This is a genomic window from Streptomyces sp. NPDC002324 (assembly GCF_053593335.1).
In genome coordinates, this window is record NZ_JBSFCF010000008.1 from 244,963 (window position 1) to 270,559 (window position 25,597).

The 25,597-nt window shown below is 70.4% G+C and carries 24 protein-coding genes, 2 tRNA genes and 1 pseudogene; 18 read left to right on the forward strand and 9 right to left on the reverse strand.

Annotated elements, in window-relative coordinates; all coding sequences use genetic code 11:
- Positions 1–81: 81 nt before the first annotated feature.
- Entirely contained in the window at positions 82–1,029 is a 948-nt protein-coding gene (gene nudC, locus ACWCRJ_RS14345; protein WP_450939567.1) for an NAD(+) diphosphatase, read from the forward strand.
- 32 nt (positions 1,030–1,061) lie between these two features.
- Here the strand turns inward: nudC and ACWCRJ_RS14350 are convergent.
- The 4 genes and pseudogenes from ACWCRJ_RS14350 to ACWCRJ_RS14365 all read right to left on the reverse strand — a co-directional run.
- Positions 1,062–1,136 (reverse strand): annotated as a pseudogene (locus tag ACWCRJ_RS14350) (NrdH-redoxin); the annotation flags it as partial.
- A 72-nt stretch (positions 1,137–1,208) separates the two neighbouring features.
- A complete protein-coding gene (locus ACWCRJ_RS14355; protein ID WP_450939605.1) occupies positions 1,209–1,406 on the reverse strand; it encodes a DUF6879 family protein in 198 nt (65 codons plus the stop codon).
- A 286-nt stretch (positions 1,407–1,692) separates the two neighbouring features.
- Positions 1,693–2,505 (reverse strand): phosphotransferase, encoded by an 813-nt coding sequence (locus tag ACWCRJ_RS14360; protein ID WP_450939568.1) that lies wholly within the window; start codon positions 2,503–2,505, stop codon positions 1,693–1,695.
- 97 nt (positions 2,506–2,602) lie between these two features.
- A complete protein-coding gene (locus tag ACWCRJ_RS14365; RefSeq protein ID WP_450939569.1) occupies positions 2,603–2,860 on the reverse strand; it encodes a mycoredoxin in 258 nt (85 codons plus the stop codon).
- 240 nt (positions 2,861–3,100) lie between these two features.
- On the opposite strand from ACWCRJ_RS14365, the gene ACWCRJ_RS14370 reads away from it, so the two are divergent.
- From ACWCRJ_RS14370 to ACWCRJ_RS14390, 5 genes are all read left to right on the forward strand, one after another.
- Positions 3,101–5,320 carry an ATP-dependent DNA helicase UvrD2 gene (locus tag ACWCRJ_RS14370; protein WP_450939570.1) on the forward strand — a complete coding sequence of 740 codons (2,220 nt, stop codon included), beginning with the start codon at positions 3,101–3,103 and terminating at the stop codon, positions 5,318–5,320.
- 164 nt (positions 5,321–5,484) lie between these two features.
- Positions 5,485–5,808, forward strand: coding sequence for a hypothetical protein (locus tag ACWCRJ_RS14375; protein ID WP_450939571.1), 324 nt, complete (start codon positions 5,485–5,487; stop codon positions 5,806–5,808).
- 173 nt (positions 5,809–5,981) lie between these two features.
- Positions 5,982–6,350 (forward strand): WhiB family transcriptional regulator, encoded by a 369-nt coding sequence (locus ACWCRJ_RS14380; RefSeq protein ID WP_005480495.1) that lies wholly within the window; start codon positions 5,982–5,984, stop codon positions 6,348–6,350.
- The gene (locus ACWCRJ_RS14385) at positions 6,347–6,670 is read left to right on the forward strand and encodes a hypothetical protein (protein WP_450939572.1); all 324 of its coding nucleotides are present in this window, start codon (positions 6,347–6,349) and stop codon (positions 6,668–6,670) included. The genes ACWCRJ_RS14380 and ACWCRJ_RS14385 overlap by 4 nt, the downstream gene beginning before the upstream one ends.
- 149 nt (positions 6,671–6,819) lie before the next feature.
- A complete protein-coding gene (locus ACWCRJ_RS14390) occupies positions 6,820–7,029 on the forward strand; it encodes a hypothetical protein (protein WP_450939573.1) in 210 nt (69 codons plus the stop codon).
- A 64-nt stretch (positions 7,030–7,093) separates the two neighbouring features.
- Here ACWCRJ_RS14390 and ACWCRJ_RS14395 read toward each other — a convergent pair whose 3' ends face one another.
- Positions 7,094–8,449 (reverse strand): ABC1 kinase family protein, encoded by a 1,356-nt coding sequence (locus ACWCRJ_RS14395; RefSeq protein ID WP_450939574.1) that lies wholly within the window; start codon positions 8,447–8,449, stop codon positions 7,094–7,096.
- Positions 8,442–9,707 carry a TOMM precursor leader peptide-binding protein gene (locus ACWCRJ_RS14400; protein WP_450939575.1) on the reverse strand — a complete coding sequence of 422 codons (1,266 nt, stop codon included), beginning with the start codon at positions 9,705–9,707 and terminating at the stop codon, positions 8,442–8,444. Before ACWCRJ_RS14400 ends, ACWCRJ_RS14395 begins: the two co-directional genes overlap by 8 nt.
- Before the next feature lie 220 nt (positions 9,708–9,927).
- On the opposite strand from ACWCRJ_RS14400, the gene ACWCRJ_RS14405 reads away from it, so the two are divergent.
- From ACWCRJ_RS14405 to ACWCRJ_RS14420, 4 genes are all read left to right on the forward strand, one after another.
- Positions 9,928–10,524 (forward strand): M48 metallopeptidase family protein, encoded by a 597-nt coding sequence (locus ACWCRJ_RS14405; RefSeq protein ID WP_046919474.1) that lies wholly within the window; start codon positions 9,928–9,930, stop codon positions 10,522–10,524.
- 266 nt (positions 10,525–10,790) lie between these two features.
- A complete protein-coding gene (locus ACWCRJ_RS14410; protein ID WP_450939576.1) occupies positions 10,791–12,416 on the forward strand; it encodes a TerD family protein in 1,626 nt (541 codons plus the stop codon).
- A gap of 8 nt (positions 12,417–12,424) precedes the next feature.
- Complete coding sequence (locus ACWCRJ_RS14415; protein WP_450939577.1) at positions 12,425–13,102, forward strand: AIM24 family protein; 678 nt, start codon at positions 12,425–12,427, stop codon at positions 13,100–13,102.
- 27 nt (positions 13,103–13,129) lie between these two features.
- Positions 13,130–13,882, forward strand: a complete 753-nt coding sequence (locus ACWCRJ_RS14420; RefSeq protein ID WP_005480483.1) for an AIM24 family protein — start codon at positions 13,130–13,132, stop codon at positions 13,880–13,882.
- A 146-nt stretch (positions 13,883–14,028) separates the two neighbouring features.
- On the opposite strand, the gene ACWCRJ_RS14425 is transcribed toward ACWCRJ_RS14420, so the two are convergent.
- Both ACWCRJ_RS14425 and ACWCRJ_RS14430 read right to left on the reverse strand, forming a co-directional pair.
- Positions 14,029–14,544 (reverse strand): NUDIX hydrolase, encoded by a 516-nt coding sequence (locus tag ACWCRJ_RS14425; RefSeq protein ID WP_450939578.1) that lies wholly within the window; start codon positions 14,542–14,544, stop codon positions 14,029–14,031.
- Positions 14,541–15,956, reverse strand: coding sequence for a zinc-dependent metalloprotease (locus tag ACWCRJ_RS14430; protein WP_450939579.1), 1,416 nt, complete (start codon positions 15,954–15,956; stop codon positions 14,541–14,543). Before ACWCRJ_RS14430 ends, ACWCRJ_RS14425 begins: the two co-directional genes overlap by 4 nt.
- Positions 15,957–16,146: 190 nt before the next feature.
- On the opposite strand from ACWCRJ_RS14430, the gene ACWCRJ_RS14435 reads away from it, so the two are divergent.
- From ACWCRJ_RS14435 to ACWCRJ_RS14450, 4 genes are all read left to right on the forward strand, one after another.
- Positions 16,147–17,259, forward strand: coding sequence for an SDR family oxidoreductase (locus tag ACWCRJ_RS14435; protein WP_450939580.1), 1,113 nt, complete (start codon positions 16,147–16,149; stop codon positions 17,257–17,259).
- Positions 17,260–17,359: 100 nt separating this feature from the next.
- On the forward strand, positions 17,360–17,818 hold the full coding sequence (locus tag ACWCRJ_RS14440; RefSeq protein WP_450939581.1) for a molybdenum cofactor biosynthesis protein MoaE: 459 nt from the start codon (positions 17,360–17,362) through the stop codon (positions 17,816–17,818).
- A 186-nt stretch (positions 17,819–18,004) separates the two neighbouring features.
- Positions 18,005–18,169 (forward strand): hypothetical protein, encoded by a 165-nt coding sequence (locus ACWCRJ_RS14445; protein WP_013000832.1) that lies wholly within the window; start codon positions 18,005–18,007, stop codon positions 18,167–18,169.
- A 73-nt stretch (positions 18,170–18,242) separates the two neighbouring features.
- Positions 18,243–19,340 (forward strand): YlbL family protein, encoded by a 1,098-nt coding sequence (locus ACWCRJ_RS14450; protein WP_450939582.1) that lies wholly within the window; start codon positions 18,243–18,245, stop codon positions 19,338–19,340.
- Positions 19,341–19,412: 72 nt separating this feature from the next.
- Here the strand turns inward: ACWCRJ_RS14450 and ACWCRJ_RS14455 are convergent, their stop codons facing one another.
- Complete coding sequence (locus ACWCRJ_RS14455) at positions 19,413–19,955, reverse strand: PPA1309 family protein (RefSeq protein ID WP_450939583.1); 543 nt, start codon at positions 19,953–19,955, stop codon at positions 19,413–19,415.
- Between the two features lie 163 nt (positions 19,956–20,118).
- Here ACWCRJ_RS14455 and ACWCRJ_RS14460 point away from each other — a divergent pair, with 163 nt between their 5' ends.
- The 4 genes from ACWCRJ_RS14460 (at position 20,119) to ACWCRJ_RS14475 (ending at position 25,520) form a co-directional block, all read left to right on the forward strand.
- The gene (locus ACWCRJ_RS14460; RefSeq protein ID WP_450939606.1) at positions 20,119–23,052 is read left to right on the forward strand and encodes a UPF0182 family membrane protein; all 2,934 of its coding nucleotides are present in this window, start codon (positions 20,119–20,121) and stop codon (positions 23,050–23,052) included.
- A gap of 44 nt (positions 23,053–23,096) precedes the next feature.
- A tRNA-Met gene (locus ACWCRJ_RS14465) sits at positions 23,097–23,170 on the forward strand.
- Between the two features lie 171 nt (positions 23,171–23,341).
- The gene (locus ACWCRJ_RS14470; RefSeq protein ID WP_450939584.1) at positions 23,342–25,348 is read left to right on the forward strand and encodes a sel1 repeat family protein; all 2,007 of its coding nucleotides are present in this window, start codon (positions 23,342–23,344) and stop codon (positions 25,346–25,348) included.
- Positions 25,349–25,446: 98 nt separating this feature from the next.
- Positions 25,447–25,520: transfer RNA gene (locus ACWCRJ_RS14475), tRNA-Met, on the forward strand.
- The last annotated feature ends 77 nt before the right edge of the window (positions 25,521–25,597 follow it).

Here is a 25,597-nt window from a genome sequence, read left to right on the forward strand (position 1 = left end):
CCAGCCCATCCGCCCGCCGCACGCCTCGCCGAACCGCCCGCCGCCCAATCAACCGTTTCACCGGGGGAGTTGGAAGCACCCGTGACCACCTGGACCGACCACACCGCCGACCGCCCCATCGCGCTCACCGCGCCCAGCGGCATCGACCGGGCCGCCCACCACCGGCTCGACGAGGCCTGGCTCGCCGCGGCGTGGAGCCACCCCACGACCCGTTGCTTCGTGGTCTCCGGCGGCCAGGTCCTCATCGACGAGACCCCGGACGGCACCACCGAACTCGTCATGACCCCCTCGTTCGAGGCGCCGCTCACCGAGGCGCACCGCTACTTCCTCGGCACCGACGCCGACGGTGTGAGCTATTTCGCACTGCAGAAGGACGCGCTCCCCGGCCGCATGGACCAGTCCGCGCGCCCGGCAGGTCTGCGCGAGGCCGGCATGCTGCTGTCACCGCGTGACACGGGTCTCATGGTGCACGCGGTCGGTCTGGAGAACTGGCAGCGCACCCACCGCTTCTGCTCCCGCTGCGGCGAGCGCACGGTCATCGCGGCGGCCGGTCACATCCGCCGCTGCCAGGCCTGCGGCGCCGAGCACTACCCGCGCACCGACCCCGCGGTGATCATGGCGGTCACGGACGACGACGACCGCATCCTGCTCGGCCGCCAGGTGCACTGGCCCGAGGGACGCTTCTCCACCCTCGCGGGCTTCGTGGAACCCGGCGAGTCCATCGAGCAGTCCGTGCGGCGCGAGGTCCACGAGGAGGTCGGCGTCACCGTCGCCCAGGTCGAGTACGTCGCCAGCCAGCCCTGGCCCTTCCCCTCCAGCCTCATGCTGGGCTTCATGGCCCGCGCCACCTCGACCGACGTGAACGTCGACGGCGACGAGATCCACGAGGCCCGCTGGTTCTCCCGGGAAGAGCTGCGGGCCGCGTTCGAGTCCGAGGAAGTCCTGCCTCCCTACGGCATCTCGATCGCGGCCCGACTGATCGAACTCTGGTACGGCAAGCCCCTGCCGACGCGAAGTCACATCGGTTAGGCCCGGTCCGCAGCGGCTGGCACCCGCCGCCGTTACGCGCCGATCTTCTGCTTGACCTGCGCCAGCGAGGGGTTCGTGAGCGTCGAGCCGTCCGGGAAGAGGACGGTGCGTCGAGCTGTCCGGGAAGGGGACAGTGGGCACGGTCTGTAGATTCCCGCTGCGTGAGGGCGGCCAGGGAGTCATCGAGCGCACCCATGGGTTGTCGTCCCACTCCGGCCCATGTTCTCGCCCGCGAGGAACCGCGCGATTTCGCCCCGCTCCTCTTCCACGTCGTACACGTCCAGCGTCGCCGGCCGGAACGCGGTCCGCTCGGAAATCTCGAAGAGACGACCGAACTCCTCACCGAAGATCGAGCTGTGCCAGCCGCTCAGGGTCAGTGATCACGTAACCCTGCACCACGTAGTCCTTGCCGTCGTCCGTACCCCACAGCGTGGGACACGTGCCGTTCTTGCACTCCGGGTCTCCCGACAGCTTCCGCAACGGTGCACCCGCGTCTTCTCCCTCACGTCGACAGGTCTTGTCACGTTCGATGCTTTCGACCGGCGGACGGCAAGGTCAAGATGCCCGGCTTTCCAGAACGGGAAAGTCGCGCACATGGCGTCCGGCATGGGTGTGGTCCCGGTAATCCTCGGCCGGTATGAGGGGGATCAGCGCCCGAGCACGTCAGTCCAGCAGCGCGACAGTGAACGTCTCGCGGTGGTCGGTCAGCCAGGCCTGCATGCGGTCCCAGCGTTTCCATCCGCCACGGTCGGCGAGTGCTTGGAGGTAGACAGGATCACCGTCAGTCACGCGGCGGGCGACGAAGGCCCGACAGATCTCCGTGGTCTGTTCGATCACGCCGGGCAATTCGGCGCGCTCTCCTGGCGAGAGGCCGTAGCTGTCGGCGAGGGTCCGCAGCCGTGCAGGCGCATCCAATCCGGCGGGATACAGGGCAGCCGCGGATACCGGATCAAGCATGGGCACCCAGTAGCGCGCAGCCATGGCGACGTCCCAGAGAGGACGGCCCGGAGCCGCCAGGTCGAAATCGATCAAGGCGGCGGCACGACCGTCGCGGAAGACGACGTTGTCCGGGCACACGTCGTTGTGGCACACCATCCTTCCTCCCTCCGGGTCGGCGAGGTCTTGGGGCCACTCGACGTCTGTGTCGACCGCGATGGTCGCGCTGGCCTCATGCAGGCGGCGCAGCAGGATCCCCACCGATTTGAGAGCGGTTGTCGTCAGCACCCAGGGTGGGAACGGTGGCAGAGCCACGTCGCCAGGAACGAAGGTCAGCTGCTCACGACCGTCAGCAGTGAGTCCCACGGGAGTCGGAGCCGCGTCGAAGCCGTGCGCTTTCAGCGCGAGGAGGTGGGCATGGAGGGTGTGTGCGTTGTGCGGTGCCGGGCGTTCCACCAACGCACCCCGGCGGAAGACCGCCCCCGCGTTCACCATGCCCCCGACCAGCGCCTCGTAGTCCGCCTCGTCCTCGGTCGTCATGTCGATCACGCTACCGCCGAGCCGCCTCGTACAGGGCGGGCACACAAAGCCCCCGATCCGGCGCCAGGCCGGTCGGGGGGCGTGTGCGTCATGTGGGTCAGGCGCCGAGCGCCTGCTTCACCTGGGCAAGGCTCGGGTTCGTCATGACGACCTCAGAGCCCCCCTGGGCGGGAACCACCAGAACCGTCGGGACCGTCTGGTTCCCGCCGTTCGCCTTCTCCACGAAGGCGGCCGAATCCGGGTCGTGCTCGATGTTGATCTCGTCGTACGTGATGCCCTCGCGGTCCATCTGGCTCTTCAGCCGACGGCAGTAGCCGCACCACGTGGTGCTGTACATCGTCACAGTGCCCGGCATGTCCCTGGCGCTCCTTCACGGTCTGAGGGGTGCTGCTTGCAGTGAGTGGAACGTACGCGACACGCCCGCCATTCCCTGACGCGGGTGGCGTCCACCACCTCGCGCGGTACGTCCGCCGCACCGGAGGCAGCGTGCCCGCCGCAGCAGGACACGGGGGCGCCTGCCGCATTGATACGACCGCAGGGGCCTGCCTGTGGACAACTCGCTCGGCCCTCTCCGGGGACCTGGCAGCATGGCCGTGTGACAGCAGCAACGCACTCCACCCTCTTCCCGCGGGTCCCCGACTCGGCCGACGCGGTGCTCGACGGGCTCGACCCCGAGCAACGCGCGGTGGCGACGGCCCTGCACGGTCCGGTGTGCGTGCTGGCGGGCGCCGGCACGGGCAAGACCCGGGCGATCACCCACCGGATCGCCTACGGGGTGCGCGCCGGGATGCTCCAGCCCACCGGCGTGCTGGCCGTCACCTTCACCAACCGCGCCGCCGGCGAGATGCGCGGCCGTCTGCGCCAGCTCGGCGCCTCCGGGGTCCAGGCCCGGACGTTCCACTCGGCCGCGCTGCGCCAGCTCCAGTACTTCTGGCCGAAGGCCGTCGGCGGCGGCATGCCACGCATCATCGACCGCAAGATCCCCCTCGTCGCGGACGCGGCCGCCGCCTGCCGCATCCGTCTCGATCGCAATGAACTCCGCGACACCGCGGCGGAGATCGAGTGGTCCAAGGTCACCCGGACCGTGCCCTCCGACTACGCCGCCGCGACCGCCAAGCACGGCCGCGACGCTCCCCGTGACCCGGCCGAGATCGCCAAGATCTACGCGACGTACGAGGACCTGAAGCGTGAGCGAGGGGTCATCGACTTCGAGGACGTCCTGCTGCTCACGGTCGGCATCCTCCAGGACCGCCAGGACATCGCCGAGCAGGTCCGCTCCCAGTACCAGCACTTCGTGGTCGACGAGTACCAGGACGTCAGCCCCCTCCAGCAGCGTCTTCTGGAGCTGTGGCTCGGCGACCGGGACGACCTGTGCGTCGTGGGCGACGCCAGCCAGACGATCTATTCGTTCACTGGCGCAACTCCCGACCATCTGCTCGACTTTCGCCACCGCCACCCCGGGGCCACCGTCGTCAAGCTGGTCCGCGACTACCGCTCCACCCCGCAGGTCGTCCACCTCGCCAACGGTCTGCTCTCCCAGGCCCGCGGTCGCGCCGCCGACCATCGACTCGAACTGATCTCCCAGCGCCCCCCGGGCCCTGAGCCCCGCTACACCGAATACGCGGACGAACCCGCCGAGGCTGAAGGGGCCGCCCGCCGCATCCGAGATCTCGTCGCCGCCGGCGTGCCCGCCGGCGAGATCGCCATCCTGTTCCGGACGAACTCCCAGTCCGAGACCTACGAGCAGGCCCTCGCGGACGCCGGAGTGCCCTACCAGCTGCGCGGCGCGGAACGCTTCTTCGACCGCCCCGAGGTGCGCAAGGCAGGGGCGGCGCTGAGAGCCGCCGCCCGCTTCGGGGGCAACGACACCCTGCTCGAGGACGCCGTGGACCTTCCCTCGCAAGTACGGGCCGTGCTGTCCGGCGAGGGATGGACCGGTGAACCGCCGGCGGGGTCCGGCGCGGTCAGGGAACGCTGGGAGTCGCTGGCGGCCCTGGTGGGCCTGGCTCACGACTTCGCCGCGGCCAGGCCCGACGCCACACTCGGCGACCTCGTGGCGGAACTCGACGAACGCGCGAACGCCCAGCATGCCCCGACCGTCCAGGGCGTCACCCTCGCCTCCCTGCACTCCGCGAAGGGGCTGGAGTGGGACGTCGTCTTCCTGGTCGGTGTCGCCGAGGGCATGATGCCGATCACCTACGCGCGAACGGACGAACAGATCGAGGAGGAGAGACGGCTCCTCTACGTGGGGGTCACCCGCGCCCGCGAACAGCTCTCGGTCTCCTGGGCCCTGTCCCGCTCGCCCGGCGGCCGCCCCAACCGCCGTCCCAGCCGCTTCCTCGACGGACTGCGCCCCGGTTCCACCGCCAAGGCGGGCCGGTCCGGCAGCAGCGGTGTCGGGGGCGTCGAACGGGGCTCGGGGGGCGGCCGGACGGGTGACGCCACGGGCGGCACCGAGGTGGTCGTGCGACGCACCAGCCGGACCCCCGCTCGCTGCCGTGTCTGCGGGCGCACCCTGCGCGACGCCGGCGACATGAAGCTGATGCGCTGCGAGGACTGCCCCTCCGACATGGACGAAGGCCTCTACGAGCGACTGCGAGAGTGGCGCGCGGCCCAGGCCCGACGCAGCGGCCAACCGGACTTCTGTGTCTTCACCGACCGGACGCTGATGGCGATCGCAGAAGCGGGGCCGAGCACTCCGGTTGAACTCGGTCGCATCCCTGGCGTCCGTGCACGCAAGCTGCAGCGGTACGGGGCCGATGTTCTGGACATCTGCGCAGGTCGGGAGCCTGCATGCGAGGACGGGAACGACTGATACGAACTCGTCGAAAAAATAGTTTGCGCATGCCCCAGGAATCCCCATAGGTTCTTAGGCACGAGAGCAGCGGCCTTCTCGAAGGCCCCGGTTTCGTGGTGTACTTCATATCCGTCGGAACGGCTTACGCCGGTCCCCGTAGACGCCGAGAGGAGGCGAGTCCAGTGATCAGCATCAACACCAGCTTCATCAGCACGGTCAAAATGACCGATCGCTCGGCCGTCTCCCTGTGCATGCTCGGTGTCTCCAACCTGGGTACCGGTCTGTCCGCCATCAGTGGCGGCCGTCCGGCCACCTCCGTGTCTCTGGCGGGTCTTCCCGTCCGTGAGCGCAATGAGCGACCGACCAAGGCACTGGAAGCAGCAGTAGAGGCACAGGCTCAGGCCTATGTCTTCGCGGCGGCCGGTGCCGGATTCCGGAAGCAGACGACGCAGCACCACCTGATGTGGGCCTTCCGTGGGCCTGAACCCTGGAGTGATCCAGCCTGATCGACGATCAGGCCGGCGCCTTCAGGGCCGCGGAACCCCACCCGGGATCCGCGGCCCTTCTGTTTGTCCCCGACCGGGGGCTACAGAGCGAAGGGGCCTCGGGACAAGAAAAGAACCCGGTACCAGCCGCCACCGGCCAACAGGCCGGAACGACCAGACGAGGAAGACGAACCGTGCAACTCGAAGCGCACGCCCCGTCCGTACCGCCTTCCGAAACGATCCCCCCGCCCGGCCTCACGGAGGACTCCACCTTGACCCCGCTCACCGCGCTCACCGCGCTCGACGACGCCATCGAGAACCTCGGCGTACCCGTCCCCTGCCGTTCCTACGACCCGGAGGTCTTCTTCGCCGAGTCGCCGGCCGACGTCGAGTACGCCAAATCCCTCTGCCGCACCTGCCCGCTGATGGAGGCCTGCCTCGCCGGCGCCAAGGAGCGGCGTGAGCCCTGGGGCGTCTGGGGTGGCGAGCTCTTCGTCCAGGGTGTTGTCGTGGCCCGCAAGCGGCCCCGTGGTCGCCCGCGCAAGAACCCGGTCACAGCATGAACATCACCGGAACGATCGACCGCCCCCTCACGCACGATCCCAAGAAGCAGGCCCCGATGAAGCCGTCCACGAGCGAGCCCCTCGGCTCCGTGACTCCAGACTTCACCACCACCGGCGCGAACGCCTCGCGTCAGAACAGGACCCGAGAAATGCATCTCATGCCAGAAGCCCTGGCTCGTGCGCATATGCACGAGCGCCTGCACCAGGCCGAGCAGGAACGCCGGGCCATGCGCCTGGCGGTCGCCCGCCGGATGCAGCGCCGGGCCGAGCGTGCGTCGATGCGCGCCCGCCGTGCGCTCGCCATGGCGGTCATGCAGTAGCCGCCACGCGGCAACCTGCATCACCAGCCTGGCCAGGCACATCAGAACCACCGACAGCAGTCGCTCCCCGCGGGGGCCGGTCCGAACGGGCCGGCCCCCGCGGTGCGTGGTGACCACGGATCCGTCGACCGCGGGGCTATCGTCGCTGGGTGACGAGTCTTTCCGGAGACAGCGACAACGGCGGCTCCGCCGCAGAACCCCAGACCCTCATGTGCGCCCGCTGCGGCACCACCGCCGAAGCCCCTCAGCCCCTGTGGACCTGCTCCGTGGAGAACGGCCGACGGCACTACTTCTGCGCCGCCTGCGCCCGCGAGAACCTGCGAGCGATCGAGGGCCGCCTGGACTCCGCCTGGTGGTGAGCCCCGGGCAGGGCCTCGGCGCGAGGACGGCGCCCGCCCCTGTTCCGTCGAGCGCGCGAACCGGTCACGCCTCCGCGGCCGACTCGCCCTCCTCCTCGTCGAGCAGGAACCCCGGCAGCCACTCCTCCAGCTCGTCGCGCATGCGGACGGTCGCGCCGAGCTGGCACAGGACGCCGATGGTGCTCAGCGTCACCCGGTGGATGAGGAGGTAGGACGGAGGCAGGTTCAGCTGCTTGCCCAACTGGTGGGCCGGGGAACGGGGGTCGGCGATGCGGGCGGCCTGGCTGCGCATCCAGCCGCGGGCGAAGGAGAACTCGTCGGCGCGGACCGGTTCGATGATGGGATGCAGATAGTCGAGGACCGCGTCCGGGTCGAGGTCTATCGACTCCTTCACGAAGCCCTCCGTGCGGAGCATCTCGTAGACGGCCTCGGCCTCACCCTCGATCGTCAGCCGCAGGGCCGCACCGATCGGGGCCGGCAGCCCGCCCGGCAAGCGGTCCACCGTGCCGAAGTCCAGGACTCCGAGACGCCAGCCGAGTTTCTCGTCCGGCAACAGGCGGAAGTTGCCCGGATGCGGGTCGGCGTGCAGGAGGCCGGTGCGGGCCGGACCGGAGAAGAGGAAGCGGGTCAGCAGCTGGCCCGCCCGGTCGCGCTGCTCCTGAGTGCCGCCGGTGATCACCTCGGAGAGAGGGGTGCCCTCCATCCACTCGGTCACCAGCACTTGATCGCACTGGTGCACCACGGCGGGAACGACGACGTCCGGGTCGTCCGCGAACTCCTCCGCGTGGGCCTGCTGGGCCTGCGCCTCCAGGCCGTAGTCGAGCTCTTCGGAGACACGGTCCCGCAGCTCCGCGATGAGCGGTTTGATGTCCATCCCGGGGATCAGCGGACCCAGCAGACGAGCGAACCGGCTGAGCTGGCCGAGATCGGAGAGCAGAGCCTCGCCCGCGCCCGGGTACTGCACCTTCACCGCGACAGCGCGTCCGTCGTGCCACACCGCGCGGTGCACCTGGCCGATCGAGGCCGCGGCGGCCGGTTTCTCCTCGAACTCCAGGAACAGCTCCTGCCAGTTCTCACCGATGCGTTCCTCCAGTACGGAGTGCACGGTGCTGGTCGGCATCGGGGGAGCGGCGTCCTGGAGCTTCGTCAGAGCCGCGCGGTAGGGGCCCGCGACCTCCTCGGGGAGGGCCGACTCGAAGACGGACAGGGCCTGCCCGAACTTCATCGCGCCGCCCTTCAGCTCGCCCAGCACCTTGAACAGCTGCTCCGCCGTGCGCTGCTGGAGTTCACGGCCCACGAGCTCCGCCGACTCGCCGACGATTCGCTTGCCGAGTCCCCAGGTGGCCCGGCCTGCGATGCCGAGCGGAAGCGCGGCGAGCTTGGCGGTCCGGGTGACCGCCTTGCGGGGAAGATCAGACATGCGCCCTCCAAGTCCCAGCAGGCCGTGCCGCGTGTGCCTTGCGGGACAACCTCGTTGACCGCTGTTGCTCCGCCATTGTCGCGCGCGCCTCCCCCTCCTTTGGGGTGTGTTCCCCGTTACCTTTCGCTGTGCCGCCCTTTTCTGCGGCTGAGCAGGAACACGCCGGGTGGGGCCACACCGGACGAGGGTGCCAGTCGAACCCCGGTGCCGAGACCTCCCAGCGAGCGCCCGCGCTGGACGGCAGCTGCCCGTCGAGGAACGCCAGCGCATGCCCCGCGGCCAGTCCGGCCACGGTCGTGGCCAGCGTGACATCACAGGCCTCGAGCTGATGAGGGCGTCCGGAACGCCACTGGGCGACCAGCCGCGGCCAGGTCTCGTCGCGGTCGGCGCGGCTCTGGTCGAGGCAGCCCGCACACCCCGTCTCGCCCGGGAGTACGAGGGGGCCGATCACACCCGTCCCCTCCACGACGCCGGCATAGAGGTGAGGCGTGCCCGAGTCGATGAGCGGTTCGGCGGCCGAGGGCTTCGGGGCGTGGACGTCGACACCGGCCCGCGGGGCGAGGACCACCAGGGAGAAGCCCGGCTCCTCGCGCAGGCGGTCCGGCGGCATGTCCTCGGTCGGGTCCGCGGGCTTCCTGGGCCCGCGGCGACGACGCGGCGGGCGATCGGGTGCCGCGTGCCGGGCGGCTCGGCGTGCCGCCATGTCCCTGCGCTCACCGATCGACTCGGCCGGCACACCACCGGGCGTCACATCCCACGGCTCGACCCGGCCGACATCGCGTACGTCCACCTCGCCGACGCCGGCCGCCGAGAGCACGGAGGCGACCATCGCTCCCACGCGGCCCGCGCCCCGTACCTGCACTCTCAGTGACCGGCGGGCCGCCAGTCGTTTCAAGGCGTCTCCCGGCTCGGGCGCGATCAACGAGAGTGCGGCGGCGTCGGGACGCAGCCGCTCCATGACCTCGCTTTTGCCGCGCAGCTCGTCCGCGGCCGGACCGCCGCCCGTCGCGTCGTCCACCAGGCCGGATCGGGTGAGGCGGTCCACCAGGCCGTCCACATGGCCGTCCGGCAGGCCCATCCGTCGTCCCTCCTCCCGCAGGAGCGGCAGTCCGCGTGTCCCGTCGAGCAGGGAGAGAAAACTGCCTGTCGCCGTGTCCATCGGCCCCAGCACCATGGCGTGCGCCGGTGCCAGACCGAACTGCACGGTGTTGAGATCCCGCCAGCCGCGCCGGAGCGCGGGCTTCACCATCGGATGCATGATCGGCCCCCGTCAGCCTTGGAATAGGTCCCTGTGTGTCGACGGTGCGGGTGCACGGTCCGCCGACGAGTGCCAGCATGCACGGACCGCGACGAAGCCTGTCGAGAGTTGTCCACAGGCGGCGGCATCCGTATGACAAATCCGGCGCTCGGAGGGCGGATCGATATCGAACCCTTCCGGAGGCGGGACTTCCCCCGTGTGCAGCGGGTAACGTCGGGACGTGCCCGCCGACCCACTGCACCGCGCCGGAAAGCCACAGCGCAGCACGACGAGCCAGCCGCCGAGCGGCTCACGAGCGAGCGCGATCGAGGTCCGCAGGAGCGCGCGACGGCGTAGAACCGTCTCCGCGTACCGCGAGGGCGATCGCACCGTCGTGCTCATCCCCGCCCGGATGTCCGAGGCGGAGGAGCAACGCTGGGTGACCGTCATGCTCGACAAACTGGCCGCGCAGGAAAGCAAACGGCGCCTTGGCGACTCCGAGCTGACGGAGCGCGCCGCGCTGCTCTCGGACCAGTACTTCGGTGGCCGCGCCCGGCCCGCCTCCGTCCGGTGGGTCACCAACCAGAACACCCGCTGGGGCTCGTGCACCCCCGCCGAGGGCAGTATCCGCCTGTCGCACCGGCTGCAGGGCATGCCCGAGTACGTCGTCGACTACGTCCTCCTCCACGAACTCGCACACCTGCTCGTACCAGGGCACGGGCCCGGTTTCTGGCGGCTGCTGGAGGCCTATCCGCGCACCGAGCGGGCGCGTGGCTACCTCGAAGGGGTGGTCGCCGCCGACCGGCTGCCGCATCTGCCGGTCGCCCCGGACGAGTGACACCACCCACCGGCCGACCTGGCGCATACGGGCCGACCTGGCGCACGGCCGGTGGTCGTAAGGCCCGAGGCGGCCCGCGGCCCGAGGGGAGGACCCGTGGAAGGGGGTATCCACGCGCGTGTGTGTGCGTTTGTGGGACCGGTGACCGAAGTCGCGCTTTTGTACCGGCTCTGTACCAGCCTCGTACGCTTCACGACTTTGCGGTTAGCCTGACGCGACGCACTCGCAGGCGCACGCACATTCGGGATGGGGGACGGTCGTAACGCATGGCCAGGGAATTCCAACGCGGCCACAAGGCCAAGATCAGTGACCTCACCGCGGGTACGGATCTGTACGTAGGCGTACAGATCTCCGGCCCCGGGCTGACCTTCGACATCAGTTGTTTCGGTCTGGACGCCGACGAACGGCTGTCCGACGATCGCTACTTCGTCTTCTTCAACCAGCCGAAGTCCCCCGAGGAGTCGATCCAGCTCCTGGGTGCCCAGTCGGGTGACACGGAGTCCTTCCGCGTCACTCTGGACAGGATCCCGCCCCGGATCCAGAAGCTGTCCTTCACGGCGACCCTTGACGGCAACGGCCAGATGTCGCAGATCAGCCCCGGTTACGTCCGTATCGTCGCAGGTGGCGAGGAGGTGGCCCGGTACCCGTTCGACGGCTCGGAGTTCTCCACCGAACGTGCCGTGATGCTGGGCGACTTCTACCTGAAGGACGTGTGGCGGTTCGCGGCCGTCGGACAGGGTTTCGACGGAGGCCTCGACGCGCTGCTGAAGAACTTCGGCGGCGAGGTCGCCGAGGAGGAGCCCGCCCCCGCACCGCAGCAGCCGCCGACCGGCGCCGCGCCAGGCTTTGCCCCGCCCGCGTTCGGTGCACCCGCCGCTCCGGCGCCCGCTCCGGCTCCGGCGCCCGCACCGGCCCCGGCGCCCGCGCAGGGCTACGCGCCCCCGGCGCCCCCACCCTCTGTGCACGCCGCGCCGACCATCGTCGCTCCCCTGCACACGCCGCCCGGCGGCACTGTTCCGCCCCCGGCACCGCCCGCCCCGTTCACCCCGCCCGGCGCGCCGCCCCAGGGTGGACCCTTCACTCCTCCGGGTGCCGCGCCCCAGGGCGGCCCCTTCACACCTCCCGGCGCGGCCCCGCAAGGCGGACCGTTCACGCCCCCCGGCGCTCCCGGAGCCTTCCCGGGGCAGGCCCAGCCCTTCGGCGGCGGCACCCAGCTCGCGCCGGTGCCGCCGGAGGCGGGACTGCGGGCCGTACTGACGAAGTACTCCGAGGCACCCGTCGGCGACCGCTGGACCGAGCAGAACCCGCAGCTGGTACGGACGACCCTCACCAAGGGCGCCAACATCCTCGCCAAGCAGGGCAGCATGGTCGCCTACCAGGGCGACATCGACTTCGCCCACAAGGGTTCCGGCCTGCTCGGCAAGTTGACGGGCCAGCTGACCGGTCAGGGCATGTCCCTCATGCGCTGTTCCGGAGACGGTGAGGTGTTCCTCGCGGACGAGGGCAGCCGTCTCTTCGTCATCCGCCTGGAGAACGAGCAGCTCTACACCAGCGCGCCGGGCGTCCTCGCCTTCGACGAGTCCCTGGACACGGAGGTCCGCCGGATCGAGGGCGCGGGCCTGCCGGGCGGCGGCCTGTTCAGCATGCTCTTCTCCGGCACGGGAGCGGTCGTCGTCAAGACGCGCGGCGTTCCCGTCGTCCTGCCCGTCGGTCCGGCCACCTACGTCGACGGCAACGCCGTCATCGCCTGGTCCGCCGGTGCGCAGGCCGTCACCACCACCTCGCTCAGGCTGCGCCGCTCCGGGTACGCCCGGCAGACGCAGGAGGCCATCAACCTCCAGTTCCGCGGCGCTCCCGGCAACTTCGTCGTCGTCCAGCCCTTCGAGGTGTGAGGCAGAGCATGGACCTCCAGACACTCAACGCGCACCGCTCCACCTCCACCGGCGTCCGCATGAGCGTGCACAGCTCCAAGACGCTCAAGGTCACCATGGTCACCGGCCAGGACCTCCTGGCCAAGGCCGGCTCGATGATCGCGTACGACGGCTACGTGCAGTTCGACGGCCCGCCCGCCACGCTGCGGCGCAGCGCGGAGGAAATGGTCAGCGGCGAGGGCGGCAAGCTCATGCTCTGCCGGGGCGACGGGGACCTGTACCTCGCCGACTACGGCGGCGACGTCCTCATCCTCCACCTGAACAACGAGGCGCTGTCCGTCAACGGCCCCACCCTCCTGGCCTGCGACGCCTCGCTCCAGCTCTCCATCGAGCCGGTCAAGGGCCTCGCCAAGCTCTCCGGCTCGGGCCTGACCAACCTCGTGATCCGAGGCACCGGGTGGGTCGCCCTGGTCAGCCGGGGCGTGCCGATCTCCCTCGACTGCGCCGAACGGGAGACGTACGTCGACCCGGACGCGCTGATCGCCTGGACCGACGGCCTCGACATGAAGGCGCGTCGCACGATCAAGGCCAGTGCGCTCATCGGCCGGGGCAGCGGGGAGGCGTTCCAGATCGGTTTCAAGGGACGTGGCTTCGTGGTCGTCCAGCCCAGCGAGGACACCGGCGACCGTTTCAAGATCCGTGGCTGACCGGGACCGAGAGGAGAACAGCACACCATGCACAGCACACTCTTCGCGCACATCCCGGTGAACCACACCGAGCGCTACACACTGCAGAACCCACAGCTGCTCAAGACCGACATCACCATCGGCAGCAGCCCCGTCCTGGCCCGCCAGGGCGCGATGGTCGCCTTCGAGGGGCAGGTCGACTTCGACAGCCAGTACCGCAACCGCAGCTGGCGCAACGCCGAGCGGATGACCGGTGAGCGCCTCGAACTCATGCGCTGCAAGGGCAACGGGATCGTGTATCTCGCCAACTTCGCGCAGTACCTGCACATCATGGAGGTCGGCAGCGGCGTCACCGTCGACTCCTCCGCCGTCCTCGCCTTCGACGGCTCCCTAAACGTCGGCATCGTCGCCGTGGACAGCGCCGTCGAGGTGGCCTCGGCCGGGGCGTACAACCTTGAGCTCTCCGGTGGCGGCAAGGTCGTCCTGATGACCTCGGGGGAGCCGCTCGCCCTGGAGGTGACGCCCGAGAAGAACATCTGCGTCGACTCGGACGCCGTCATCGCCTGGTCCACCTCCCTGCGTACCCAGCTCCAGGCGCCGACCTCCACGTCCGCCGTATGGCGCCGCAGGGGTTCCACCGGTGAGGGCTGGGAGATGCACTTCGGGGGCCACGGGCACGTCCTGGTGCAGCCGAGCGAGCTGCTGCCGCCGCAGCATCTGCGTACGTCCGGAGTGCTCGGACAGTTCGGCATGGGGGGCGGCGGACTGAGCGGGAACTCCCTCGGGGGCAGCCGCAACTGATCAGCGGGCACGCGTGCCGGCACATGGGTAAGGGGCATCCGCCATTGGCGGATGCCCCTTACCGCGTCCGTCCCCCCGGCGGGGGCCTTCCCCACCTCCGCCGACAGCACACCGCCCGACCGCGCACTCCACACGAAAGAGCGAGGTCAGAGCCGTGCTCGTGTGGCTTCCAGCAGGCGTACGACCGAGTCGTCGGCCACGGTGGGCACCTCGTCGTAGGCGAACCAGCGCAGGTCCAGGGACTCGTCGCTGATCGCCTCGACGGCGCCCACGGGGGCGAGGGCCGCGTACTGGACGTCGAGGTGCCAGGCGCACGGAGTGTGGTGGCGGTCGAGGCGGACCGGGCCGCCGGGCAGGAGCGTCAGGCCCGCGATGCCGGACTCCTCCGTGGCCTCGCGCAGGGCCGAACCCGCGAGAGTGCCGTCCCCGGGCTCGCAGTGGCCGCCCATCTGGAGCCACATGCGCAGCTTCCGGTGGAGAGTGAGCAGCACCCGGCCGCGCTCGGGGTCGATCACCAGGCCGCTCGCCGTGATGTGCCCGTCGCCGCACGCCTTCCACATGCCGTCCGGGTGGGCCGCCAGATGGTCGAGGTACGCCTGACGCAGCTCGGCCTGGTCCTCGTAGCTCTTCAGTACGAGGACCGCGTCGTCGTGCAGGCTCACTCGGTGTCGTCGTCCTTCTTCTTGAGGTCCGGCTTCTCGGTGGAGCCGCCCGCGGCCTCGCCGAGCATCTTGTCCAGCTCGGAGAAGTCCATCTGCTCACGGTGGACGAAGCCGTCCGGGTCGTCCAGGTCCGAGGCAGTGGGCAACATGTCGGGGTGGGCCCACAGGGCGTCGCGGCCGTCGACACCGCGCGCGTCCGTGAGGGACGCCCACAGCCGGGAGGCGTCGCGCAGGCGGCGAGGACGCAGCTCCAGCCCGATCAGTGTCGCGAAGGTCTGCTCGGCCGGGCCGCCCGTGGCGCGACGGCGGCGCAGCGTCTCGCGCAGCGCGTCCGCGGACGCCAGGCGCGGCTTCGCGGCGGCGTGCACCACCGCGTCCACCCAGCCCTCCACCAGCGCCAGAGCGGTCTCCAGACGGGCCAGGGCGGCCTTCTGCGCCGGGGTGTCCTCCGGCTGGAACATGCCCTGCTGGAGCGCCTGCTGCAGCTCCTCCGGATTCTGCGGGTCGAACTGGCCGACCACGTCCTCCAGCTTGGCCGTGTCGACCTTGATCCCGCGCGCGTAGCCCTCGACCGCGCCGAACAGGTGCGAGCGCAGCCAGGGGACGTGGGCGAAGAGACGCTGGTGGGCTGCCTCGCGCAGGGCCAGGTAGAGGCGCACCTCGTCCTTGCCGACGCCCAGGTCCTTGCCGAACGCCTCCACGTTGATCGGCAGCAGCGCGGCCTTGCCGGCCGGGCCGAGCGGCAGGCCGACGTCGGTGGAGCCGACGACCTCGCCCGCGAGCACGCCCACGGCCTGCCCGATCTGCTGGCCGAACATGGCACCGCCCATCGACTTCATCATGCCGATCAGCGGGCCGGCCATGGCCTGCATCTCCTCCGGCAGGATGTCGCCCATGGCGCCGCCGACGCGCTCGGCCACCGGATCGACGAGCTCCTTCCAGGCGGGCAGGGTGGCCTCCACCCACTCCGCGCGGCTCCACGCCACGGCGGAGCCCGCGCCGGACGGCAGGGAGGTGGCGTCGTCGAGCCACAGGTCGGCCAGACGGACGGCCTCCTCGACGGCGGTGCGCTCCGCGGGGCCGACGCTCGCGTCCTTGGTGCCGTCGGCGGTCCCCTGGGCGACCGTCTGGCGGGCGATCTGTTTGGCCATGTCCCAGTTCACCGGGCCGCCCTCGTACGAGAGCATCTGGCCCAGCTGCTGGAAGGCGGCGCCCAGGTCGGTGGGGTTCATGGAACCGAACATCGCGGCGAACGGATTGTCGGCGCCGGGGCCGCCGGCCCCGGGAAACCCGAAGCCGAACGGGTTGGCCGGTCCCTGACCACCACCGCTCTCCTGGTCCTTCTTCTTGCCCTCGTCGCCGTCGTCCGGCTCCTCCGGCGGAAGGCCGAATCCGAATGGGGTGTCACTCACGGGATTCCTCGGCTGATAGGGCCATCGGTTTTCTCCGACGGCACGGCTGCCCGAACACCACCCAGCCTAGACACCACGGCGGGTTAAGGCCTCGGTGCTCCGCCGACCGTTGGCCTGCGGCAGGATGGATGCCACCTGGTACGCACGCGTCGCCCGCGTTCGTACTGAAGACAACCGCTGGAGACGCCCGGTGAGTTCCCCAGATCCACAGGTTCGCGCAGCGCGAAACCACTCAACCAGTCCCGCCGCGCGCGGGCCCGTCGTCGCGGTCACCGGTGCCGCGTCCGGCGTCGGAGCGCTGCTCACCGAGCGGCTCGCCGAGTCCGACGAGATCCGGCAGGTCATCGCCATCGACGAGCGGCGAGGGGAGTGCGCGGCCGCGCAGTGGCACATCCTGGACGTACGGGACCCGGCGATCGCCGAGAAGCTGCGCGGGGCGGACGTCGTCGTGCACCTCGCCGTCGACCTCGACCTGGGCACCGACGCGGCGGCCCGCAGCGCGTACAACGTGCGTGGCACGCAGACCGTGCTCACGGCGGCCGCCGCGGCCGGGGTGCACCGGGTCGTGCTGTGCACCTCGGCGATGGTCTACGGCGCGCTGCCCGAGAACGAGCTGCCGCTCTCGGAGGACGCCGAGCTGCGGGCGACCGCCGAGGCCACCGGGGTCGGCGACCTGCTGGAGATCGAGCGCCTCGCACGCCGGGCGCCGCGCGCCCATCCGGGCCTCAATGTCACCGTCGTCCGCCCGGCGACTCTTGTCGGGGGCACGGACACGGCCCTGACCAGGTACTTCGAGTCGCCTCGGCTGCTGGTGGTGGCTGGGTCGCGGCCCGCCTGGCAGTTCTGCCATGTCGAGGATCTGTGCGGTGCGCTGGAGTACGCCGTGCTGGAGAAGGTCGACGGGGAGCTGGCCGTCGGGTGCGAGGGGTGGCTGGAGCAGGAGGAGGTCGAGGAGCTCAGCGGGATCCGGCGCATGGAGCTGCCGTCCGCCGTCGCCCTCGGGGCCGCCGCCCGGCTCCACCGGATCGGTCTGACGCCGTCGCCGGCCGGGGATCTCGCCTACACGATGTATCCGTGGGTCGTCAGCGGGAGCCGGCTGCACGACGCCGGGTGGCGGCCGCTGTGGACGAACGAGGAAGTGCTGGCGGAGCTGCTGGAGGAGGTCGCCGGGCGGCACACCGTGGTCGGGCGGCGGCTGGGGCGCAAGGACGCGACCGCGGCGGGTGCCGCGGGGGCGACGGTCGCGTTGCTGGGTACGGCGGCTTTGGTGCGGCAGGTCCGGAAGGCTCGGGGGCGGCGCTGAGGTCGGCCCTGTGCCCATGGAGGTCGCTCCAAGCCGCCACGCGCGCGTGACGGCGTTTTCGACCATGTCGGTCGCGAGGCGGGTGGGGCACGATGGGGGTATGGCAGTGAATGATGATCATCCCGGCGAGCAGGGGGCCGAGGAGCCCGTCAAGCTGATCGGGATTCGAGAGACGGCGCTCTCCCTCGACGAGGTGTTCCGGGCGGTCGGGGACGACGCGGCCGGGGGGACCGCGCTGTTCGTGGGGACCGTGCGGAACCACGACGGGGGAGCGGATGTCGACGAGCTGGGCTATTCGTGTCACCCGACGGCCGAGGCCGAGATGCGGCGGATCGCGGAGAAGGTGGTCGCCGACTACCCGGTGCGGGCGCTCGCGGCCGTGCACAGGGTGGGCAACCTGAAGGTCGGGGACCTGGCGGTGGTCGTCGCCGTGTCGTGTCCGCACCGGGGCGAGGCCTTCGAGGCCTGTCGGAAACTGATCGACGACCTGAAGCACGAAGTGCCCATCTGGAAGCACCAGAAGTTCTCGGACGGCACCGATGAATGGGTCGGCGCGTAGCGCCGCCGGTGAGGGGCGGTGGTCGGGCGACGGGAGGGCGGGTGGGAGCCTGCTGAGGCGTGACCGGAATGCGCCCGCGCGCGTTCCGGTTGCGTAACCCGCCCCCCGGCGCGAGCGTTGACGGAGCGGACGGATAATCTGCTGATCAGTCAGTTGTGGTTGTTTGATAGGGGTTGGGAGGCCGGCATGGCGGCGCTCGCCTGGTTGCTGATTCCGCTCGTGGCCGCGATCGGTGCCGGACTGTGGGGCGGCTGGGCCAGCCGGAACCGCAGGAGCATCGAGGACGGCACCGAGCTCGCGGGTTACTCCCGCTTCCGCGAAGCCATGGAGCGGTCCCACTCCGGCGGCTAGCGCCCACCTCGCCCGCGCCCCGGACGGACGGCCCCGACAGTGCTCCTACAGGCCTGTCCCGTACTGTCGTTCCATGCCACGCCGCACCGCGACGATGCTCGCCTCCACCCTGATGCTGATCGCGCTCCTGTGCGCGGGTGTGATCATTCCCGTGCCCTACTCGGAGATGTCACCGGGGCCGACGGTGAACACTCTCGGGGAGCACGACGGGGAGCCGGTGCTGCAGATCTCCGGGCGCAAGACGTACGGGACGACCGGCCATCTGAACATGACCACGGTCCGCGTCACCAGCGCCGACTACCGGATGAACCTCGTCGAGGCCGTGTACGGCTGGCTGGCGCACGACAACAAGGTCGTCCCGCACGACACGCTCTACCCGGACGGCAAGACCAAGGAGCAGTCGACGCAGGAGAACGCCGAGGAGTTCAGCCAGTCCCAGGAGAGCGCCAAGGTCGCGGCCCTGAAGGAGCTGGACATCCCGGTGCAGTCCTGGGTGATCGTCTCCACCGTTCTCAAGGACTCCCCGGCCGAGGGCAAGCTGCACGCCGGTGACGTGATCAAGTCCGTCGACGGTACGGCGGTCAAGGCGCCCGAGGACGTGGCGAAACTGGTCACCAGGCACAAGCCGGGCGAGGACGTCGACTTCCTGATCGTGCCCGCCAAGGCCCAGGCCGCCGCGGAGAAGGCGAACAGGACGGCGACCGAGACCCAGAAGGTCACCATCACCACGGGCACGTCCGACGACACGGGCGAGAAGCGGGCGATCGTCGGCATCTCGGCCGGGACCGACCACACCTTCCCCTTCACCATCGACATCAAGCTGGCCGACGTCGGCGGCCCGAGCGCCGGACTGATGTTCGCCCTCGGTATCTACGACAAGCTCACGCCGGGCAACCTGACGGGCGGCAAGTTCGTGGCCGGCACCGGCACGATCGACGACCAGGGCAAGGTCGGCCCCATCGGCGGTATCGAGATGAAGACGGTCGGCGCGCGCGCCAAGGGCGCCCAGTACTTCCTGACGCCCGAGGACAACTGCGCCACGGCCGCCGGGGACGTCCCCGACGGACTCACCCTCGTCAAGGTCGGCACCATCGAGGACGCGCTGGGCGCCCTGAAGGACATCCGCGCCGGCGACACCGCCGACCTGCCGAAGTGCACCACCAAGGGCTGACGGAAACGGACGTACGCGCGCGTGGGGGCGCTCCCGAGGATCCGGGGGCGCCCCCACCGCCGTACGCGGGGGTCAGTCCACGAAGGTCGCGGACAGGGCCTCGGCGAGGCCCGGTACCAGTTCGGGGCCGGTGAGGACCTCGGTCGGAGAGTCCTTCTCGCGCAGCCGCAGGGCCGAGTCGCGGGAGCCGTCCCGGAGAACGGCGACCGTCATACGGACCTCCTGGCGCTCCGGGTGGGAGGCGACCCACTTGGCGAGACGGGCCTCGTCGAGGTTCTCGGGGACGGACGTCTCGGCGGACGGCGGCAGCATCAGCCGCTCCACGGTCAGCGCGCAGCCGACCACTGCGTCGGGCCAGGCGATGGTGCCGAGGAACTCGTCCAGGGCCTTGCCCGCGGGAATCTCGTCCTGCTCGATCGGGGTGAGACCGACGGTCTCGGACTCGTCCTGCAGACCGAGCTGGGCCGCGAGGGCGGGTTCCTGGGATCGCAGACGCGCGGTATCCACCAGGGCGAAGAGGCGAGCGGGCTGGTCCCAGCCGAGGCCAGAGGCGTACTCGTCGATCTCGAGGACGGCCCGGGTGAGGGGGTTCGCTGCCATGGGAGTGTTGGACATGGTCACAATCCTGCCTCGTTCGTTCCCCGAAGCGGGAACCGAGTAAAGCGTGAGTAAGTTGCATAGGTGAGGCCCCTGCGATCACGGGGCCCGCTGGAGGGTCCGTAGACGCGGGCCTGACGTATCGACAGCGAACTTCGAGGTGCGCACCTTGGCTTTCCAGATGCCGGACCGCGGCGGAGGCCCGACGGGGCCGCGGATCAGAGTGGGCCGACCGTCCCGACGTGTCCGGACGCTGCTCATGACGTTGGGCGTCCTTGCCGTCCTCGGCATGGCGTTCGTCATGTTCGCGGGATTCTGGACGGACTGGCTCTGGTACCGGTCGGTGAAGTATTCGTCCGTCTTCACCACCACGCTCTGGACGAAGATCGGGCTCTTCTTCGTCTTCGGCCTGCTGATGTCGGCCTCCGTCGGCTTCAACATCTGGCTCGCGCACCGGCTGCGGCCACCGCTGAGCGCCATGTCGATGGAGCAGCAGAGCCTCGACAGGTACCGCATGGGCATCGCGCCCTACAAGAAATGGCTGCTCCTCGGGATCACCTCCCTGGTGGGCCTCATCGCCGGCGCCTCCGCCTCCGGGCAGTGGCGCACCTGGCTGATGTGGGTCAACGGAGTGTCGTTCGGCCAGAAGGACCCCCAGTTCGACCTGGACGTCTCCTTCTACGCCTTCGACCTGCCCTGGTACCGCTTCCTGCTCGGCTTCGGCTTCGCCGCCGCCGTGCTTTCGGTGATCGCCGCCGCCCTCACGCACTACCTGTACGGCGGCCTCAGGGTCACCTCCCCGGGTGCGCGGGCCACCGCCGCGGCCACCGGACACCTGTCGGTGCTCCTCGGCATCTTCGTCGCCCTGAAGGCGGTCGCCTACTGGCTCGACCGGTACGGGCTGGCCGTGAAGTCCAGCGACTTCAAGGCGACGGGCAACTGGACGGGCCTGAGGTACGTCGACGCGAACGCGTACCTGCCGGCCAAGACGATCCTGTTCTGCATCGCGGTGATCTGCGCGCTGCTGTTCTTCGCCACCATCTGGCGGCGCACCTGGCAGCTGCCGGTCATCGGCTTCGGCCTGATGGTGCTCTCGGCCATTCTCATCGGCGGGCTGTATCCGGCGATCGTCCAGAAGTTCCAGGTCCAGCCGAACGAGCAGGCCAAGGAGGCGCCGTACGTCGAGAAGAACCTGGCGGCGACCCGCCAGGCCTACGGCATCGACGGGACCGACGTCGAGGAGTACTCGGGCGTCAGCGACACCACGGACAAGGCCAAGCTCCGCAAGGACGCCGACACCACGGCCAGCATCCGCATGCTCGACCCGAACATCGTCTCGCCGACCTTCCAGCAGCTCCAGCAGATGAGGAACTACTACGCGTTCCCCACGAACCTGGACGTCGACCGGTACAGCAACGAGGACGGCGCCGAGCAGGACACCGTCATCGGTCTGCGTGAGCTGAACCTGGCGGGCATCCCGAAGAACAACTGGATCAACGACCACTTCCGCTACACCCACGGTTACGGCGTGGTCGCCGCCAAGGGCACCGAGGCCACCTCCGGCGGCCGCCCGGTGTTCACCGAGTCCGACCTGCCGTCCAAGGGCGATCTGGGCAAGTACCAGCAGCGGGTCTACTACGGCGAGAAGACCACGCAGTACTCGATCGTCGGCGGTCCCCAGAAGGAGATCGACTACTCCGACGACAGCGGGGAGAAGACCACCAGCTACAAGGGCAAGAGCGGGATCAACCTCTCCAGCCCGGTCAACCGGGCCGCGTACGCGGTGGCGTTCAACGAGCCGCAGATCCTCTACTCCGGTGCCATCGGCGAGGGTTCGCGGATCCTGTACAACCGCACGCCCAAGGAGCGCGTGGAGGCGGTCGCCCCCTGGCTGACCATCGACGGTGACGCCTACCCGGCCGTCGTCGACGGGAAGATCCAGTGGATCGTCGACGCGTACACCACCACCAACGGCTACCCGTACGCCTCCCGCACCACCCTGGGCGACACGACGGCCGACTCGCTGACCGCCGACAACAGCCAGCGCGCGGTGGTGGCCCAGCAGAACCAGGTCAACTACATCCGCAACTCGGTGAAGGCGACCGTCGACGCGTACACGGGTCAGGTCAAGCTCTACCAGTGGGACACCGAGGACCCGGTCCTGAAGACCTGGATGAAGGCCTTCCCGAACACGGTGGAGCCGAAGGACGACATCTCCGACTCGCTGCTGGCTCACCTGCGGTACCCGCAGGACCTCTTCAAGGTCCAGCGCGAGCTGCTCACCCGCTACCACGTGAAGGACGCCGAGACGTTCCTCAGCGGCAGCGAGGTGTGGCAGGTCCCGGACGACCCGACCAACACCTCGGGCAACGCGGTGCCGCCGTACTACCTGAGCATGAAGCTGCCGGGCCAGACGGCACAGGCGTTCTCGCTGACCACCACGCTCACGCCGAACGGGCGCGACAACCTCAGTGCCTTCGTGGCGGTCAACGCCGAGGCGGGCACCAAGGACTACGGCAAGATCAGAATTCTGAAACTGCCGACGAGCGAACCGATCGACGGACCGAAACAGGTCCAGAGCCAGTTCAACTCCGAACAGGACATCGCCGAGACCATCAGCCTCCTCAAGAGAGGTGACTCACAGGTCGAGTACGGCAACCTCCTGACGGTCCCGCTCGACGGCGGACTGCTCTACGTGGAACCTGTCTATGTGAGAGGCGGCGGACTCAAGTACCCGCTGCTGCGCAAGGTCCTGGTCACCTACGGCGGCAACACGGCCTTCGAGGACACCCTCGACGCCGCGCTCAACAAGGTGTTCGAGACGGAGGGTCCGCCGACGGAACCACCGGTGGACGACGGCGACGAGGGCACCGACGAGCCGCCGAAGACCGGCGACCCGACGGTCCAACAGGCCCTGGAGGAAGCCCAGAAGGCGTTCGACGAGGGACAGCAGGCCCTCAAGGACGGCGACTGGGAGGCGTACGGCCGGGCCCAACAGGACCTGGAGGACGCGCTGAAGCGTGCCGAGGACGCCCAGGCCAAGACCGGCGGGACCGGCGGCAGCGGCAGTGCGGACAGCGACAAGAGCGGCGACGGAGGCTCCGGAAGCGGCTGATGCAAGGCTCCCTCCCGCGCCGTGGTACGGTTGCAACACAACGGCGCGGGGTGGAGCAGCTCGGTAGCTCGCTGGGCTCATAACCCAGAGGTCGCAGGTTCAAATCCTGTCCCCGCTACTGAAGTTGAAGGCCCGGATCCTCCAAAGGATCCGGGCCTTCGACGTGTTGTCAGGGGGAGCCGGGCAATCTGTGTTTGACTTGTCGCTCTGTGGGCATGTCGACAAAACGCTGTAGTGACCTCAATGGCTGCGGTATACCAGGTGTACCCAGGTTGCGGGTGGTGCGACGATGGACGTTATGGGGGACAAGGCAACTCTGTTGGAGACAGGGCGGTTTGCGCAGCCTGCCGACTTTGCGCTGCCTGCCGACTTCGTGGTGCCCGCCGAGTCCGCCGCGTCGGTCGAGTCCGTGCAGGCGGCGGACGAGGACGAGACGGGGGACGCCGTAGAGGAGGCGCGTCAGCGGCTCGCCGCCGAAGCCGGTGACGCCGAGGCGATGAGCGTCCTCGGAGCCATGCTGCTGCGTCGAGGCGACCTCGACGGGGCCGAGCCCTACCTGCGGGGCGCCACCGCCGCCGGAGACCGTGCGGCCGCCAACAACCTGGGTGTCCTGCTGCACCAGCGCGGGTACGCCGACGAGGCCGCCAGCTGGTGGCGGGTCGCGGCCGTCGCCGGTTCGGCCGCCGCCGCGCACGCGCTCGGCCGGCACCACCGCGAGCGCGGTGACGAACCGGCCGCCGAGTACTGGCTGCGCCAGTCCGCCGAGCAGGGCCATGCCCTCGGTGCGTACGCCCTCGCCGACCTGCTGGAACACCGCAGTGACCCCGCCGCGGAGCGGTGGATGCGGGCCGCCGCCGAGCGCGGGCACCGCGAGGCCGCCTACCGGCTCGCCCGGGCGCTGGACCGGCTCGCCGAGCTGGAGGAGCGCGCCGCGGTGCGTGAGGGGCGCAGAATCGCGCGCGCGGCGTTCGAGAGCGCAGGCGCAGGCGCGGGCCGTGAGGCCGCCCGTGAGGGCCGTCCCGTCGTACGGGAGGGCCGCGCCGGCGTGCGTGCGGGGGAGTCCGGCGCCGACAACGGTGTCGGAGCCGCCGCCGAGGAGGCAGAGCAGTGGTACCGCCAGGCCGCCGCGCGCGGGCACCGGCGGGCCGCGCTGCATCTCGGGGCGATCCTGGAGCGGCGCGGGGAACTCAAGGAGGCCGGCCGCTGGTATCTGACCTCCGCCAAGGACGGTGAGCCGCGCGCCGCGTGCGCGCTCGGGTTCCTGCTGCGGGACGCGGGCGACACCGAGAGCGCGGCCGTGTGGTGGCTGCGGGCCGCCCAGGACGGCGACGGCAACGCGGCGAACGCGCTGGGCGCGCTGCACGCCGAGCGCGGTGAGACGCAGACCGCCGAGCGGTGGTACCGCGCCGCGATGGACGCCGGTGACGTCAACGGGGCGTACAACCTCGGGCTGCTCTGCGCCGAGCAGGGGCGGACCGCCCAGGCCGAGCAGTGGTACCGGCGGGCCGCGTACGCCGGGCACCGTGAGGCGGCGAACGCGCTGGCCATCCTGCTGCTGCAGGTGGGGGACGCGGCCGGGGCCGAGCCGTGGTTCTCCAAGGCCGCGGAGGCCGGCAGTGTGGACGCCGCCTTCAACCTGGGCATCCTGTTCGCCGGGCGGGGCGACGACGTGACGGCGCTCGTCTGGTACGAGCGGGCGGCCGCCGCCGGGCACACCGAGGCGGCGCTCCAGGTCGCCATAGCGCGGCTGCGGGACGGCGACGAGAGGGCCGCCGAGCGGCATCTGCGGCGTGCCGCCGGCGGGGGCAGCGCGGAGGCCGCGTACCGCCTTGCCGCCGTGCTCGACGCCCGCCGGCCGCCTGCTCCCGCGCATGAGCTGGGGGAGCCGGTGCGGGAGAAGAACGAGTGCGAGGAGTGGTACGAGAGGGCCGCCTCCCAGGGCCATCGGCGGGCGCAGGTACGGGTCGGGATGCTGGCGGCCGGGAGGGGTGACGTGGTCGAGGCGGCTCGGTGGTACCGGGCCGCGGCGGAGTCCGGGTCGCGGAACGGGGCGTTCAACCTGGGGCTGCTGCTCGCACGCGAGGGGAGCGAGCCGGAGGCCGCGTTGTGGTGGGCCCGGGCCGCCGACGCGGGGCACGGGCGGGCGGCTTTGCGGCTCGCCCTCGTCTACGCGCGTCGGGGGGAGCTGGTGGAGGGCAAGCGGTGGGCCGACCGGGCCGTGGCGCTCGGGCCGGCGGAGGTCACGGAGCGCGCGGCGCGGTTGCGGGACGCGTTGCGGGACGAGTTGTCGGCGTAGCCACCGGCCGGCCCTGGTCGGCCCCGGGTGGGACCGCAGGCTGCTCCTTAAGGGATTTGCGCTGGTCGATGGGCGTGACGTAGTGTTCTGTTCATCGCCGCGGGGTGGAGCAGCTCGGTAGCTCGCTGGGCTCATAACCCAGAGGTCGCAGGTTCAAATCCTGTCCCCGCTACTGAAGACCTAGGGCCCGGAACCGATCAGGTTCCGGGCCCTAGGTGTATGCCCCCGGCCGTTCGGCGCCGGGGGCTT